Annotated in this window: 10 protein-coding genes; 7 read left to right on the forward strand and 3 right to left on the reverse strand. The window is 59.7% G+C overall.

Features of this window, described 5'->3' with window-relative positions; translation table 11 throughout:
- Positions 1 to 20: 20 nt before the first annotated feature.
- The 6 genes from LOY55_RS16750 (at position 21) to LOY55_RS16775 (ending at position 8,897) form a co-directional block, all read left to right on the forward strand.
- Positions 21 to 356 carry a DUF2934 domain-containing protein gene (locus LOY55_RS16750; protein WP_109786483.1) on the forward strand — a complete coding sequence of 112 codons (336 nt, stop codon included), beginning with the start codon at positions 21 to 23 and terminating at the stop codon, positions 354 to 356.
- Between the two features lie 103 nt (positions 357 to 459).
- Positions 460 to 2,619, forward strand: a complete 2,160-nt coding sequence (gene glgX, locus LOY55_RS16755; RefSeq protein WP_046032198.1) for a glycogen debranching protein GlgX — start codon at positions 460 to 462, stop codon at positions 2,617 to 2,619.
- Between the two features lie 179 nt (positions 2,620 to 2,798).
- Positions 2,799 to 3,557, forward strand: coding sequence for a PIG-L deacetylase family protein (locus tag LOY55_RS16760; protein ID WP_109786578.1), 759 nt, complete (start codon positions 2,799 to 2,801; stop codon positions 3,555 to 3,557).
- A 317-nt stretch (positions 3,558 to 3,874) separates the two neighbouring features.
- On the forward strand, positions 3,875 to 4,663 hold the full coding sequence (locus LOY55_RS16765; RefSeq protein ID WP_109786485.1) for an endonuclease/exonuclease/phosphatase family protein: 789 nt from the start codon (positions 3,875 to 3,877) through the stop codon (positions 4,661 to 4,663).
- Between the two features lie 287 nt (positions 4,664 to 4,950).
- Positions 4,951 to 7,506, forward strand: coding sequence for an autotransporter outer membrane beta-barrel domain-containing protein (locus tag LOY55_RS16770; RefSeq protein WP_258665845.1), 2,556 nt, complete (start codon positions 4,951 to 4,953; stop codon positions 7,504 to 7,506).
- A gap of 320 nt (positions 7,507 to 7,826) precedes the next feature.
- Positions 7,827 to 8,897: an autotransporter outer membrane beta-barrel domain-containing protein gene (locus LOY55_RS16775; RefSeq protein WP_109786487.1), complete on the forward strand. Its 1,071-nt coding sequence runs from the start codon at positions 7,827 to 7,829 to the stop codon at positions 8,895 to 8,897.
- Between the two features lie 147 nt (positions 8,898 to 9,044).
- On the opposite strand, the gene glgB is transcribed toward LOY55_RS16775, so the two are convergent.
- The 3 genes from glgB to LOY55_RS16790 all read right to left on the reverse strand — a co-directional run bounded on the left by glgB (position 9,045) and on the right by LOY55_RS16790 (position 16,767).
- The gene (gene glgB / locus LOY55_RS16780; RefSeq protein ID WP_258665847.1) at positions 9,045 to 11,276 is read right to left on the reverse strand and encodes a 1,4-alpha-glucan branching protein GlgB; all 2,232 of its coding nucleotides are present in this window, start codon (positions 11,274 to 11,276) and stop codon (positions 9,045 to 9,047) included.
- A 2-nt stretch (positions 11,277 to 11,278) separates the two neighbouring features.
- Positions 11,279 to 14,620: a maltose alpha-D-glucosyltransferase gene (gene treS / locus LOY55_RS16785; RefSeq protein WP_109786489.1), complete on the reverse strand. Its 3,342-nt coding sequence runs from the start codon at positions 14,618 to 14,620 to the stop codon at positions 11,279 to 11,281.
- A gap of 152 nt (positions 14,621 to 14,772) precedes the next feature.
- Complete coding sequence (locus LOY55_RS16790) at positions 14,773 to 16,767, reverse strand: alpha-1,4-glucan--maltose-1-phosphate maltosyltransferase (protein WP_258665849.1); 1,995 nt, start codon at positions 16,765 to 16,767, stop codon at positions 14,773 to 14,775.
- 212 nt (positions 16,768 to 16,979) lie between these two features.
- On the opposite strand from LOY55_RS16790, the gene LOY55_RS16795 reads away from it, so the two are divergent.
- A complete protein-coding gene (locus LOY55_RS16795) occupies positions 16,980 to 17,150 on the forward strand; it encodes a hypothetical protein (RefSeq protein ID WP_223525504.1) in 171 nt (56 codons plus the stop codon).
- Positions 17,151 to 17,167 lie beyond the last annotated feature (17 nt).

The raw sequence follows: 17,167 nt of genomic DNA on the forward strand, positions 1-17,167 counted from the left end.
TTCAGTTCAGGAGCATTGCGATGAGTACCGACGATAAACGCGTTCGCGAATTTGCCTATCAGATCTGGGAATCGGAGGGCAAACCCGAGGGCCAGGAAGCCCGACACTGGGAGATGGCACGCAAGCTGGCCGAAGCGGAAGCCCTGGCGCCGAAAAAACCACCGAAAGCCACCGCTAGCAAAACCGCCGCGGCGAAACCTGCGGCCGGCAAGGCCAATGGCGCGCTGGACGGTAAAGCCAGCGAAGCCAAACCCAAAGCCAAGGCCAAACCCGCTGCAGCGTCGAAAGTAATTCCGCCGGGAGAAAAAGCGCTGGAGAAGAAGCCTCGCGCGTCGAAGAAGCCACCGGTCACCTGACGTTCCAAGCGCTTTGCCTTGATCGATGACGTGGCGAGTTCGCTCGCCACTTTGGGCATGCTCGTCCTCGAAAAAAACTTGATCCCCGTTTGCAGGAGCACCTATGACCACGCCAAAGAAAGCCGCGCCAGAACCTCGCGCCGAGGCCTCGCGAATTCGTGAAGGCCTGCCCTTCCCGCTGGGCGCAACCTGGGATGGTCTGGGGGTCAACTTCGCGTTGTTTTCCGCCAACGCCACAAGGGTCGAACTGTGCATTTTCGATGACTCGGGCGAGGTGGAACTTGAACGCATCGAGCTGCCTGAATACACCGATGAGATCTACCATGGCTACTTGCCCGACGCCCATCCGGGGCTGATCTATGGCTATCGCGTCTATGGCCCGTACGACCCGGCCAATGGGCATCGTTTCAACCCCAACAAATTGTTGATCGACCCGTATGCCAAGCAACTGGTCGGTCAATTGAAATGGTCCGAAGCATTGTTCGGCTACACCATCGGCCACCCCGACGCCGACCTCAGTTTCGATGAGCGTGACAGCGCGCCCTTCGTGCCCAAATGCAAGGTCATCGACCCCGCACACACCTGGGGTCACGACCATCGCGTGAGCGTGCCGTGGGATAAAACGATCATCTACGAAACCCACGTGCGCGGCATCAGCATGCGCCACCCCTCGGTTCCCGAAAATGTGCGCGGTACCTTTGCCGGGTTGATGGTCGATGATGTGCTGGAGCACATCCGCAAGCTCGGCGTGTCGTCCGTTGAATTGCTGCCGATCCACGCCTTCGTCAACGATCAACACTTGCTGCACAAAGGCATGACCAATTACTGGGGCTACAACAGCATTGCCTTCTTCGCCCCGGACCCACGCTACCTGGCCAGCGGCAAGATTGCCGAGTTCAAGGAAATGGTCGCGCACCTGCACGAAGCCAATCTGGAAGTGATCCTCGACGTGGTCTACAACCACACCGCCGAGGGCAATGAACAAGGGCCGACCCTGTCGATGCGCGGCATCGACAACGTCTCCTACTACCGCTTGCAGCCCGACGACAAACGCTTCTACATCAACGATTCCGGCACCGGTAACACGCTGGACCTGAGCCATCCGTGCGTCTTGCAAATGGTCACGGATTCCTTGCGCTACTGGGCCTCGGAAATGCACGTCGACGGCTTTCGCTTCGACCTGGCGACTATTCTCGGTCGCTACCACGACGGTTTCGATGAGCGCCACAGTTTCCTCGTGGCCTGCCGTCAGGACCCGGTGCTGCGCCAGGTGAAAATGATCGCCGAACCCTGGGACTGCGGCCCCGGTGGCTATCAGGTGGGCAACTTTCCGCCGGGCTGGGTGGAATGGAACGACAAGTTTCGCGACACCGTGCGCGCGTTCTGGAAAGGTGACGATGGCCAACTCGCCGATTTCGCCAGCCGCATGACCGCCTCGGGCGAGATGTTCAACCAGCGGGGCCGGCGCCCTTACGTTTCGTTGAACTTCATCACCGCCCACGACGGTTTCACCCTCAACGACCTGGTGTCGTACAACGACAAACACAACGAAGCCAACGACGAGAATAACCAGGACGGCAGCAACAACAACCTGTCCTGGAATCACGGCGTTGAAGGCCCGACCGACGACCCCGAGATCAACGAGCTGCGCCAGCGGCAGATGCGCAATTTCTTCGCCACGCTGTTGTTGTCCCAAGGCACGCCGATGCTGGTCGCCGGCGACGAATTCGCCCGGACCCAGGAAGGCAACAACAATGCCTATTGCCAGGACAGCGAGATCGGCTGGGTCAACTGGGACCTCAGCGAAGACGGCAAGGCCTTGCTCAAATTCGTCAAACGCCTGATCAAGCTGCGTCTGACTTACCCGATCCTGCGTCGCGGGCGCTTCCTGGTGGGCAATTACAACGAGGACATTGGCGTCAAGGACGTGACCTGGCTCTCGCCGCACGGTGGTGAAATGTCCCAGGAACAATGGGGAGAGGCCCACGGTCGGTGCCTGGGGATCTTGTTCGACGGCCGCGCCCAGGAAACCGGCATCCGCCGAAAAGGCGCGGACGCGACCCTGTTGCTGGTGGTCAACGCGCACCACGACATCGTCAACTTCACGTTACCGGAAGTGCCGGATGGTGGCTTCTGGACTTGCATGATCGATACCAATCAACCGTCGATTCGTGGGCAGGAACGTTTCGAGTTCGGTCACGAGTACTCAGTGACCGCCCGCTCACTGCTGCTGTTCGAATTGCAGCATGAGGACGAAGAGTGACGCACGCGCAGGTTTGGGCGGCGCTTTACGCAATCGGCTACAAGTCGACTAAAAATAAACGGACTTAGATGAAACCGTCACGCGACGAACAGCGTGACTTGAGCAATACTCTGTTGCCGACAATCCAGGGTACGGAGCGTTGCACAATTGTCATCAAACAGAACAAGGACGTAGGCCTGATGAAACCCGTCTGCATCATCGACAGCAGCCAGCCAGCACAAATCTGGAACAGTGCGCTGCAGCTGGACAATATCCCGGTCATCAACACCCAGACCCTGGTCCCCACCGGCGCCCGCGCCGTGGTGATCGCGCCGCATCCCGGCGATGAAGTGGTCTTCTGTGGCGGCCTGTTGCAACTGCTCTCTACCCTCGAACATCCCCTGCAATTGATTTCGATCACCGATGGCAGCGCTCCCCATCCGGGTTCGCAACAATGGTCGGAGAAGCGCCTGAGCGTGTTTCGTGGCCAGGAAAGCGTCGAAGCCTTGCGCCGGCTTGGCTTGCCGTTGCACAGCCTGAAATGGATTCGTGGCGGCTTCACCGACAACGCCCTGGCCGAACACGAGACGCAACTGACCCAATTCATTGCCCGTTATTTGCGCGCTGGCGACGTCGTGTTCAGTACCTGGCGCGAAGACGGCATGTCTGATCACAACGCCGTCGGTCGTGCCTGTGCCCTCGCGGCGAGCCAGGTCGGCGCGACGTTCCATGAAATGCCTGTCTGGGCGTGGCACTGGCCGGCTCGCGACCATGGCCTGATGCCCTGGCACCGAGCGCGCAAAGTGCGCCTCGACACCTGGACCGTCGCGCGCAAAAGCCACGCCACCCACGCCTATGCCAGCCAGCTCGACGGCGAGCCGGCCCTGGGCATTGCCCCCCTGCTGCCCCGAGTGATCCTGGACCGCATACGCATGCCTTACGAAATCGTGTTCATCTGAAAAACCCGTAGCAGCCGTAGCAGCTGTAGCAGCTGTAGCAGCTGTAGCAGCTGTAGCAGCTGTAGCAGCTGTAGCAGCTGTCGAGCCTGCGAGGCTGCGTCCGGCTGCGAAGCAGTCGTGAAATCAGACGGCGCGGTGTTTCATAAAGATCGCATGTGCAGGTTTTACGACCGCTACGCAGCCGAACGCAGCCTCGCAGGCTCGACAGCTGCTACAGCTGCTACACCTGCTACAAGCGCTACAAAATTGCAGTGGCACTGAACTGCTCGCAGCGACATCAGTCGCATGCATAAGCAGTCCTGATTCGAGGAGCAAACGTGACCAGCGATCCCGAGCAGCGGGCCGCCCTGCACCCGTCCCCGACGATTCATCGCCTGAGGGTGCTGACGGTCAACACTCACAAGGGGTTCACCGCCCTCAACCGGCGTTTCATCCTCCCGGAGCTGCGCGAGGCGGTGCGCAGTACAGGCGCCGACCTTGTGTTCCTGCAGGAGGTGGTGGGTGAACACGATCGGCATTCATCCCGTTACTACAACTGGCCGCAGACCTCGCAATACGAATTCCTCGCCGACAGCATGTGGAGTGACTTTGCCTATGGGCGCAATGCGGTCTACCCCAATGGCCACCATGGCAATGCCTTGCTGTCGAAATACCCGATCCGTGAATTTCGTAACCTTGACGTATCGATCACCGGCCCCGAACGACGCGGGTTGTTGCACTGCGTGCTGGAAGTGCCGGGGCACGCAGAAGTGCATGCGATTTGCGTGCACCTGAGCCTGCTCGAAAGCCATCGCCAGTTGCAGTTGCAGCTCCTGTGTCAATTGCTCGAGTCCCTGCCCGACCAGGCCCCGGTGATCATCGCCGGCGACTTCAACGACTGGCAGCTGCAAGGCAATGTCTCCCTCGCCCGTCGCGACTATTTGCATGAGGCCTTCGAACGCGCCCATGGGCGCCCGGCCAAAACCTACCCCGCCCGCTTTCCCTTGCTGCGCCTGGACCGGATTTACCTGCGCAATGCCAGCAGCCATGATCCACGAATTCTCGGCAACAAACCCTGGACGCATTTGTCGGATCATCTGCCGTTAGCGGTGGAAGTGCACCTTTGAATGACCGGTGGGCTCCATTCAAGTCCTTGCTTCGAACGAAAATACGCGCCCCTACCTGTTATTTCTGACAGTAGCGGCGTTCAACATCTGTTGTTACGGTGCAACTATCCATATCCGTTGCACGTTCGGATATACAACCCGTAGCAGCCACTGTTGCCAAAGACTTTTCAGTTCGGACCCTGCATTACCGATGTCGTCTCGCAATTCGCGCTGCCAAGGGCGCCTGACACGCTGTCACTCACCACGAGTGACGGTGTCGTGGCGCCGATCGATGCGTGGAGACGAACATGGAAGCGACCCACTACCGTTATTCGGCCTGCGCCTTGACGTTCTGGCTATGTGTGGGCTGGTCGCAAATCGCCGATGCGGCCTGTTCGCTCATATCTACCGCCGGCAACGACAACTATGTGTGCGACAGTGGCATTAGCGGGCCACTCACCGATTTGTCGGGTAATAACGTCCTGACCTTCCCCGCCAATGGCACTGGAACCATTAATGGCAATGTGACCTTTGGTGCAGGTAGTGACCAGGTATTGATGCGCTCGGGCACCCTTGCTGGCGTGCTCGATCAAGGTACTGGCGCCAATACACTGCAAATCGACAACGGGATAATTACCGGCGAAGTCCATCAACAGAGTGGCATTGACACGTTCATCATGAACGGCGGCAGGATTAAGTCCCTGGCGCAAGGCGACGGGTTCGACCGATTCCTGATGACCGGCGGCACCATTGTCGACGTGTTCGAAGACGGTGACTTTGCAGAAATGACCGGGGGAGTCATCGGCCGGGTCGACATGAAGCTCGACGACAATACCTATGTCATGTCGGGTGGGCAGATCCTGGGCAATCTGGTGACCGGTTTTGGCAAGGACACCATCATCCTTTCCGGTGGGCGGATTGGTGGCAACCTCAGCGTCAGCGGCGGCAATGACAGCATTACCGTGACAGGCGGGGAAATCGTCGGCCAGGTTCGCGCCAGTTTCGGCAATGACAAACTGCTCTGGGACGGCGGCGGTATCCTCCGTTCCGCCATCCTGATGGGTGACGGCAATGACAGCGTGACCCTGCGCAACCTGACCGAAAGCACCCTCGCCCTGACCCCGGCAATCGATGGCGGCAACGACAACGATGTACTGACTTTCGACCACGTCACCACCGCCGGCCCTGCGCGCTACTCCAACTGGGAGTCGGTCAACCTGAGCAACGGTTCGAAAATGGACCTTGCCGGCATTTTTGTCCTGGGAGACAGCGCCAGCGGCACCGGCGTGTTCAACATTGATAGCAGCAGTACGCTGACGTCCGCTCAGGGCAGCATGATGCCCTTTATCGCGGGAAAGCTTGCCACGTTGAATAACGCAGGGACCCTCGATCTGAGCAGCGGCAATAACCGCACCAATGACACGCTGACCGTGCAAGGCAGCTACGCGGGTAACGGCGGTCAGTTGCTGCTGCAAAGCCTGGTGGGTGACGACAGTTCACCCAGCGACAAACTGGTGGTCATCAATGGGTCGATAACGGGCAGCACGTTGATCACTGTCAGCAACCTGGGCGGGACCGGTGGGCTGACGCAACAGAACGGTATTCAACTGGTGCAGGCCCAAGGCACGGCCGTCAGCAACGCCAATGCTTTTGCGCTCAAGACTTCGGTGTCGGCCGGTGCCTTCGATTACCGACTGTTCAAGGGCGGCGTCACACCGGGCACAGAAAACAGTTGGTATTTGCGCTCGGCAGTCGTGGCCCCGGCCACCATGGCCGTTCCCAACCCCGATCCGACATTGCCGCAACTCATCGTTCCGGTTGTCGCAACGCCCGTGCCCGCCGAGGCACCGGCGGGCAGTCCTCCATTACCGGTTTTACCAGCCGCTGTATCGGGTGCGGCACCAATCCCGCTTTATCGCCAGGAAGTTCCCGTCTGGTCGATACTGCCGCCCGCCGCCGCACAACTGACCCTGAGCGCACTCGGCACCTTCCATGATCGCCAAGGTAATCAGCGGCTGCTCACTGAAACCGGGGCATTGGGCGCTGGCTGGGGCCGAGCCTATGGCAAGAACCTTGATCAGACCCGGGCCGGTACCGTGACGCCACGCCTGAATGGGTCGCTCAGTGGTTTCCAGGTGGGTAACGACCTGTACAGTTCGCAGACCTCCGGAGGTCAGTCCCAACGCACCGGTTTTTTTGTCGGTCACACGCGTTTGCAGGGGGATGTCGACGGTTTCAACGAAGGGTTCGAAGGCAAACGTGCTGGCAACGTAGAAGTTGAAGGCGACAGTTATGGCCTGTATTGGACATTGACCAACCCTGGGGGCTGGTACGTCGACACCGTCATCATGGGCACCCGGCTGGACGGCGATGCGCACTCCGAACGGGGTCTTAAGTTGGATAACCGCGGTCATGTGCTGACGTTATCAGCAGAAACCGGTTACCCCTTTCCAATCGGGGGTAATTGGGTGATTGAACCCCAGGCACAAGTCATCCACCAAAAAGTTTCGCTGGACAGCCAGGATGACGGTGTCTCCCACGTCTCATTCAATTCCGACAACGCCTGGACCGGTCGCCTCGGTGCAAGATTCAAGGGGCGCTATGAAGTCAGTGGCCGGCCGCTGGAGCCTTATGTGCGCGCCAATCTATGGCACACCTTTTCCGGCACCGACTCGGTGACCTTCGCCGGTGCTGAATGGATCGATACTGAACAGCGTTCGTCTTCGGCCGACCTGGGAGTCGGCTTGGTGCTAAGCTTCGCCAAAGCAGTGAGCGTTTATGGCGGCATAGACTACAGCAGTAACATCGACAGCAATCAGCTGCGCGCGATGGCCGTAAACGTAGGTGCGAGGGTCAGTTGGTAACTGGCAGAGTGTCTCAAAAAAGTGCCAACACGAGAGTTTTTTGACGGTTTATCGAACAAACAAGCGCTTAGATACGCGCCGTAAATCAGTCACTTGTAACACACAAAATACCCATACCATTTATCGGCCATTTTCTTGACGCACTGTCAACGGTCTTCTTAGCTACACCTTACTACCCCCGAAGTACCATCAGGGGCATCCCCAAGACACCCGCCAAACCGGGCGCCCAAAGGCGTGCCCCAATCCACTCGGTCGCCCCTCATTCGGGGTAGGAGAGACGCCACAGCGAGATACCGCATGCGATTGCAAGGTAGACCCCCATGAAAACTTCATTCACCCAACAAGAGATTAAAGTCACTTTTTGCACTGTCTCGAGCTCTATCCTGCTGTGCTCTACCCTGGAGGTCCAGGCGGGACCGACAGAGCAAGAAACCGCCCCGTGGTATCGCCAGGAAGTTCCGGTACTTGCCTTGCCCTCCAGCATCATCGCGCTCTATCCCGGCCACTTCGGCGCCGCATCCGATACAACAAGCTCAAGCCTGACCATCGAAGACGAAGCCCCTTCAACCTGGGATCAGGTGTACGGCAAACCGTCGCGGCAGGCGCAGACCGACTACCTGTCGCAGGGATTCTCGATCCCTGGCAGCACTGAACTCAAAGGCCCGGCGATCCTCACCTTGCAAAGCAGCAGCGGCCATACCCAGAAAGTCGGCCTGATCGGCGGCACAACCCGCTTGCAAGGCAACAGCAACGGCTTGCTGACCAGCCCGGCCCTGGCCGACCCCAACAGCGACACCCTTAACCTGCAAGGCCAGAGCCTCGGCGCTTACTGGAGCCTGATCGGCCCTCAAGGCTGGCATGTGGATTTGACGGCCAGCGGCGGCCGCGTCAGCGGCTTCAGCCGCAACGAACAGGGTGAACGACTAGCTACAGAAGGCAGTGCGATGACCTTGTCGGTGGAAGGCGGCTTCCCGATTGGCCTGACCGATAACTGGGTGGTCGAACCCCAGGCGCAATTGATCAATCAGCGCATTACCCTGGATACGCCGTACGCCGGCTCGGGCAATGCGTCATCGATCGAGCTGTCGTCCTGGAGCGGACGGGTCGGCGCCCGATTGAAAGGTAGTTACGACATCAACGGCCTGGGGGTCGAACCCTACGTGCGAACCAACTTGTGGCACACCGTGTACACCGGCAATACCGTGACGCTCGACCAGGTCGACAAGATCAGTAGCAGCCGTAATTCATCAACGGTTGAAGTTGGGTTGGGACTGGTGGCCAGAGTCACGCCAGCGGTCAGCTTGTATGTCAGCGCCGATTACAGCAGTGATGTAGATGACAATGATTTGAACGGGTTGATTGGGAGTCTGGGTGTGCGGATGCGGTGGTAAAAGTTTGTGTCGTTTTGGCTGTCACCACACCTGTAGGAGCCGAGCTTGCTCGCGATAGCGGTATGTCAGTCACCTTTGATCTCGACTGAAGTACCGCTATCGCGAGCAAGCTCGCCTCCTACAGGCGTGGCTTGCCGCGATGATAGATCAACCCTCCGGGCGCAAGATCAATACCGCCAGCGGTGGCAGGTTCAACACCAACGACAGTGCTTGCCCATGGCTCGGTGTTTCCTCGCTGAACGCCCCGCCACTGTTGCCGTAGTTGGAACCGGCATACAACGCCGCATCGCTGTTGATGACTTCGGTCCAGCGCCCGGCGAACGGCACGCCCACGCGATACCCCTCACGCGGCACCGGGGTGAAGTTGGCCACGACCAACACCGGCCTGCCCTCCTTGCTCCAGCGCAACCACGCGTAGACGCTGTTGATCGCATCGTCGCCAATCAGCCACTGGAAGCCTTGCGGGGCATCGTCCTGCTCATGCAGCGCCGGTTCTTCGCGGTACAGCCGATTGAGGTCGCCGACCAGTTTCTGCACCCCTTTGTGCTCGGGGTACTGCAACAGGTACCAGTCGAGTTGCTGATCGTGGTTCCACTCGCGCCACTGGCCGAACTCACAGCCCATGAACAACAGCTTCTTGCCTGGGTGCGTCCACATGAAGCTCAAGTAGGCGCGCAAATTGGCGAACTTTTGCCAGCGGTCACCGGGCATCTTGTCGATCAGCGAATGCTTGCCATGGACCACTTCATCGTGGGAAATCGGCAGGATGAATCGCTCGGACCAGGCGTACACCAGGCCAAAACTCAGTTCGTTGTGGTGATGCGCGCGGTACACCGGATCCTGCTGGATGTAATGCAGCGAATCGTGCATCCAGCCCATGTTCCACTTGTAGGCAAAGCCCAAACCGCCCTGTTGCGTGCTCTGGCTGACACCCGGCCACGCCGTGGATTCTTCGGCGATGACCAGCGCCCCAGGCGCCTCCAGTGCCACCACGTCGTTGAGATGGCGCAAAAAGTCGATGGCTTCGAGGTTCTCCCGACCGCCATGGCGGTTCGGCACCCATTCGCCGGCCTTGCGCGAGTAGTCGCGATAGAGCATCGAGGCCACCGCATCGACACGCAGGCCATCGACGTGGAAATGCTTGAGCCAGTGCAACCCCGAGGCCAGCATGTAACCGTGCACTTCGGTGCGGCCCAGGTTGTAGATCAGCGTGTCCCAGTCCTGATGAAAACCTTCCAGCGGGTTGCCGTATTCGTACAGCGCCGTGCCGTCGAACTGCGCCAGGCCATGGACATCGGTGGGGAAATGCGCCGGCACCCAATCGAGAATCACGCCGATTTCCGCCTGATGGCAGGCGTTGACGAACGCGGCAAAGTCATCGGGTGAACCGTACCGCGCGCTCGGGGCGAATTGCGAAAGCAGTTGATAGCCCCACGAGCCGCCGAACGGGTGCTCCATGATCGGCATCAGCTCGATGTGGGTGAACCCCAGATCTTTCACATAAGGAATCAGCCGCTCACCCAACTCGTGCCAGGTGTACTGGCGAGCGACTTCGCCCAAGTCATCCAGTTCACATTGCCAGGAACCGGCGTGCAATTCGTAGATCGACAGCGGCGCAGTCGGACGCTGACGTTCGCCCCGCGATTGCATCCACGCGTGATCCTGCCAGTCGATGGTCAGTGGTGACGCGACCTTCGAAGCGGTGTCTGGCGGCAAGGTGGTGGCCAGCGCCATCGGGTCAGCCTTGAGTGGCAAGATACCGTGGGTGCCGAGAATTTCGTATTTGTAGGCTTCGCCTACTCGCAGACGCGGAATGAACAGCTCCCAGACCCCGGTGGGATGACGCAGGCGCATCGGGTGGCGGCGACCGTCCCAGTTGTTGAAATCACCCACCACCGAAACGCGCTTGGCATTGGGCGCCCACACGGCGAAACGTACGCCGTCGACACCGTCGACCGTCTTCAATTGCGCACCGAGGCAGCTGCTCAGGTCACGGTGATTGCCTTCGGCGAACAGGTACAAATCCATTTCGCCGAGCAGTGGGCCGAAGCTGTAAGGGTCTTCGCACACCTGTTCGCCACCGGCCCAGCGCGTGCGCAACAGGTACGCCTGCGCCCGATCGAAGTGGCCGACAAACAGCCCCGGTGTCTGGGTGGCTTCAAGGTTGCCCAGTTCCTCCCCGTTGTCCCTGGCCAACACCTGCACGCTCAACGCGTCTGGCAAATAGGCTCGAATGAATTGCCCGCCGGCACCGTCGCCATGGGGACCGAGAATTGCAAAAGGGTCGTGATGTTCGGCGCGCACCAACGCATCGATATCCCGAGACCTGGGCAGTAGCGCCTCTTTGGCGTGACCCTGTTCCTTGTTCGAGAAACTCATGACTACTCTCCACCAAGATCGGAAAAGGGTTTAAGCCCACTCAATAATCCATACAAGCCGTGCAGCGGCACCGGCAGCCAAGTGGGTCGATTTTCGGCCTCATACGCCACTTCATAGGCCGCCTTCTCCAGACCGAACAACGCCAGCGCGGCGTCCTCGCCTTCCGGATCTTGCCACGCATGAGCAAGACTAGCTGCCGCCAGCCGATAAGCGTCGACAAATGCCTGTTTTGCTTCAATCAAGTACCGCTCGGCCACCCGTTGACGGGCAGCCTGTGCCTGCGCGGTGTTGTCGACGTTGTGCACATTGATCGTCATCGCAGCGGCGTAATCGAAAGAGCGCAACACACCACTGACGTCCTTGTACGGGCTGTGCTTACCCCGACGTTCATGCAACGTCCGCGCCGGCTCGCCCTCGAAATCGATCAGGTAGGCGTCACCCTTGATCACCAGCACCTGCCCCAGGTGCAAATCACCGTGGACACGCAGGCGCAAACCACCGGCGGCTTTTTTACCGAGTTCCAGCACATGGCCAAGGATGGTTTTTTTGTTGTCCAGCAAACGACTGACCAAGGCGTTGTCCGCCGGGCTCAGTTCATTTTGATGGTGTTTGAGCAACTTCAGTGCATGTTCCATTTGCGCTGCCACATCCTTGGCCGAGGCCAGCGCTTCTTTCTGTGTGGTGACCTGCGGGGCGAAGTCCGGGTCTTTCGTCGGGGTCGCGAGTACCTGATGCATTTCCCCGAGGCGCTGGCCGAGCATGCCGGCAAAATCCTTCAGCTCGCCGAGTGCGTTGTAGTGCTGCTCCTGCTCGGACACGGCGTCGGCCAACTCGTCACGCAAGGCGCGTTCAAGGTTGTTCTGAGTCCATTCCCAGGCATCGCCCTGATTGCTCAAATAGCCCTGAGCGATCATCAACAACGTGTCCTCGCCTTGTTCATCGCGGCGAACCACCGAGCCCAGCAACGGCGAAATATTGGCAAACCCGGCCTGGGTCAGGTATGCGCTCATTTCCAGTTCCGGGTGCACACCCGAGGCGAGTTTGCGGATCAGTTTGAGCACCAGGCTGTTGCCGATCACCACCGAACTGTTGGATTGCTCGGCGGACAGATAACGCACAGGCGATTCGTCGGTCAGACCGAGTTTCGCCAGCTCTGCGGTCGGTTCGAACCGGATGTCACCCGCGCTCGAAGGCAGCACTGTGTCGTTGTGCATGCCTTGCAACACTGCACGGACAAAGTGTTCAAGACTAAAGGCGTCGGTGATCAACCCCACCTGGCGCCCGCGTCGCACCCGCGACAAGGCCAATTGCTGGGGCAGCGCGGCCCCCACCTGGTCTTCGGGGATAAAGCCGAACGGCAACTGATAGCGATGGGTCTGGCCGGCACTCGTCACTTCGATTTCGCTCAGCAGCACCGGGTGCAGCGGATCACCGAAACGCACGCCGTAGGCCAGGCTGACCTGTTCGATGGCCGCGTCCTTGCCGGCAAACCAGCGACGGTTTTGCAGCCAGCTTGGCAGGATGCCTTGCTCCAGCGTGCCACGGGACGGCGCCTCGAGCAGTTCTTCCATGCGCTTCTTCAGCACCAGCGTGGTGAAGTCCGGCAGGCTCTGCGCCGGTTCAACGTGCCAGCTCGGCATCTGGTTTTCGGCTGCAAGCCCGAACCAATAGAAGCCGTAAGGCGCCAGCGTCAGCAAGAAATTCAACTGACCAATCGGTGGAAAGGCGTTACCGCCGAGCATCTCCACCGGCACCATGCCGACGTAGGCCGACAGGTCGAGTTCTGCCGCTTGCGCGCTGCGCGAGACGTTGGCCACACACAGGATGATTTCGTGTTTGCCATCGGCCCCGGTGAATTCACGGGTGTAGGCCAGAATCCTGCGATTGCTCGGCGACAGCATTTTCAGCGTACCGCGCCCGAACGCCTTGGATTGTTTGCGCACGGCGAGCATGCGCCGGGTCCAGTTGAGCAACGAATGCGGATCGCCCGCCTGGGTTTCGACGTTGACCGACAGGTAGCCGTATTGCGGGTCCATGATCGGCGGCAGCACCAGGCTGGCCGGGTCGGCGCGCGAAAACCCGCCGTTACGGTCGATCGACCATTGCATCGGGGTGCGCACGCCGTCACGGTCACCGAGGTAGATGTTGTCGCCCATGCCGATTTCATCGCCGTAATACAGGGTCGGCGTGCCCGGCATCGACAGCAGCAAACTGTTGAGCAGTTCCACGCGACGACGATCGCGCTCCACCAAGGGCGCGAGGCGCCGGCGAATCCCCAGGTTGATCCGCGCCCGACGGTCGGCCGCGTAGTAATTCCACAGGTAATCGCGCTCCTTGTCGGTGACCATTTCCAGGGTCAGCTCATCGTGATTGCGCAGGAAAATCGCCCACTGACAGTTGGCCGGGATCTCCGGCGTCTGGCGCAGGATGTCGGTGATCGGGAAGCGATCCTCCTGAGCCAGCGCCATGTACATGCGCGGCATCAACGGAAAATGAAAGGCCATGTGGCACTCGTCGCCGTTCAAACCCTTGGCGTCGGTGTCGCCGAAATACAACTGGGTGTCTTCCGGCCATTGATTGGCTTCGGCCAACAGCATGCGGTCCGGGTAATTGGCGTCGATCTCGGCACGAATCTGCTTTAAGACATCATGGGTTTCGGGGAGGTTTTCGTTATTGGTGCCGTCACGTTCGATCAGGTACGGGATGGCATCCAGACGCAGACCGTCGATGCCCATGTCGAGCCAGTAACGCATGACCGAGAGCACGGCTTTCATGACTTGCGGGTTATCGAAGTTCAGGTCGGGCTGGTGGGAGTAGAAACGGTGCCAGAAGTACTGGCCGGCGACCGGGTCCCAGGTCCAGTTGGATTTCTCGGTGTCGAGAAAGATGATGCGCGTGCCGTCGTATTTTTGATCGTCATCGGACCAGACGTAGAAGTCTCGCGCCGCCGAACCGGGTTTGGCCTTGCGTGCGCGCTGGAACCAGGCGTGCTGATCCGAGGTGTGGTTGATGACCAGTTCGGTAATCACCCGCAGGCCACGCTTGTGCGCCTCGGCAATGAAGCGTTTGGCGTCGGCCATGGTGCCGTAATCGGCGTGCACGCCACGGTACTCGGCGATGTCGTAGCCATCGTCGCGGCGCGGCGAGGGGTAGAACGGCAACAGCCAGATGGTATTGACGCCAAGGTCGGCGATGTAATCGAGTTTGGCGATCAAGCCCGGAAAGTCGCCGATCCCGTCATTGTTGGAGTCGAAAAACGATTTGACGTGAACCTGATAGATCACCGCGTCCTTGTACCAGAGCGGGTCTTTGATGAACGTGGCTGCCTTGGGTTTCTTCGCCATTTGAAACTCCTGTTAAAAACAGAAAACGCCACACCCCAGATCATTCCCACGCTCTGCGTGGGAATGCCTCAACGGACGCTCCGCGTTCGGCTCCGGGTGGGACGCGGAGCGTCCCGGGCTTCATTCCCACGCAGAGCGTGGGAATGATCGTGCTAGACGGTAATCCGCCAGATCCCGAACGGCTGGTAGGCCGGGTCGATGCGCATGAACTGGTACTTGCCATACCAGGTCCAGCGGTGGCCGTTCATCAAGTCCTCGCCCTGGGTGCTGGCGTCATCGGGCAGGCCCATTTCCCACAGCGGCAATTCGAAAGTGGCTTCTTGAACGTTGTGTGGGTCCAGGCTGACCGCCACCAGAATGAAGTTGCTACCGTCCGCGCTGCGTTTGCCGAAATACAGAATGTTGTCGTTCCAGGCGTTATAGACCTTTAAGCCCAGGTGCGTGTGCAGCGCCGGGTTTTGCCGACGAATCCGGTTGAGCTGGGCAATTTCGGCAATGATGTTGCCCGGCGCATTGAAGTCCCGCGGGCGGATTTCGTACTTCTCGGAGTCGAGGTATTCCTCTTTGCCCGGTATCGGCGCCGCCTCACACAACTCGAAGCCCGAGTACATGCCCCACAAACCCGAACCCATGGTCGCCAGCGCCGCGCGGATCAGAAAGCCCGCGCGCCCCGACTCATGCAGGAAAAACGGGTTGATGTCCGGGGTATTGACGAAAAAATTCGGCCGGTAGCATTCGCGCCACGGTGACTCGTTGAGCTCGGTGAAATACGTCGCCAGCTCATGCTTGGTATTGCGCCAGGTGAAGTAGGTGTAGCTCTGCGAATAGCCGACCTTGCCCAGCCGCGCCATCATCGCCGGCGTGGTAAAGGCTTCCGCGAGGAAAATCACCTCGGGGTACAGCGCCCGCACATCGGCGATCAGCCACTGCCAGAACGGCAGCGGTTTGGTGTGAGGGTTGTCGACGCGAAAGATCTTCACACCCTCTTCAACCCAACCGACCACGATGTCGCGCAGTTCGACCCAAAGGCTCGGGATGGCATCGTTAGCGTAGAAGTCGACGTTGACGATGTCCTGGTATTTCTTCGGCGGGTTTTCGGCGTATTTGATCGTGCCGTCCGGCCGCCAGTTGAACCAGCCCGGGTGCTGCTGCAACCACGGGTGGTCCTGGGAACACTGAATCGCAAAATCGAGGGCGATTTCAATCCCGTAGTCCGCCGCCGTGGCGACCAGGTGGCGGAAGTCTTCGCGGGTGCCCAGTTGCGAGTGAATCGCCTCATGCCCGCCCTCTTCGCTGCCGATGGCATAGGGACTGCCGGGATCGTCGGGACCGGCGGTCAGGGAATTATTCGGGCCTTTTCGGTAGCTGCGTCCGATGGGATGAATCGGCGGGAAGTACAGGACGTCGAATCCCATGTCCTGAATCATCGGCAACCGCGAGTGCACGTCATTGAACGTGCCGTGACGGGCCGGATCATCGGTGATCGAGCGCGGGAACAGCTCATACCAACTGGCGAACTGCGCCAGCTCCCGCTCGACATCCAGCGGGTACTCCGGGCTCAGGCTCACGTAGGCGCGATGATCGGCCTGAGCCATCAGCTCGGCGCTACGTTGGTGCACAAACAGCGCGACCTGCTCGTTTTCGAGCAGGCCGGACAACTCATGGTGCAACGCCGCCAATTGTTCGCTTAACGGACCTTCGCTGCGCCCGGCGGCCTGCTGGACCAGCGTGCGTCCTTCCTGCAACTCAAGACTGACGGGGATTCGCGCTGCGTGCTTCTTTTCCAGTTCGTAGCAGAAACTGGCGAACTGATCGATCCAGGCCTCGATGCAGAACAGATAGCGCCCCTGACGCTCGACGCGGAACTGGCCCTGCCAGCCATTGTTGCCCTGGTCGGCCATGACTTCACTTTGCCAGATGTCATCGCCATCGGCGCGCCAGCGCAGCCGCACCGCCAGTTTGTCGTGACCGTCGGCAAACACTTTGCTGGACACCACCACGTCCTGCCCCACCACGGCTTTGACGGCGAACTGTCCGCCATCAAGGGTCGGCTGGGTGTTTTCAATCGCGATTCGCGGCAGCAGTAACGCCTGCGACAGCGGCATGTGAGGGTTGTAGTTCAGCTCTGTCGGTTTTTGCGCAGTCATCGAGCATCGCTCCTTCACGCCCCATGGACGCTCTTGTACCGGGTTTCCCTGAATGGATTCGCTTAGGTTGGGAGCCACCGGATTCGATAAAAGTTCAGAGTGATTTGCCCAGGCTGATTGCCGGGGAATCAATTCGCGCGTCAGCAGGTCAATCCACTTAAGCACGAGTTACGCCATGTGCCACCGCAGACTGACACTCGGAGATTTCAACAATGAGTATTCCAATCCCCGCCGAAACGCCTGATCCGAACATCGACAGCCCGGTCATTCCACCCACCGAACCGGAGCCGGTGCCCGAGCAAGACCCGCCCGGCACCCAACCACCACCGCGGGAAGAACCACCGAGCACAATGCCGCCAGTGATTGTGAAACCGTGCTCATGACAATGACGGCGATGATC

The organism is Pseudomonas sp. B21-040, from assembly GCF_024748695.1.
Classification (GTDB): domain Bacteria; phylum Pseudomonadota; class Gammaproteobacteria; order Pseudomonadales; family Pseudomonadaceae; genus Aquipseudomonas.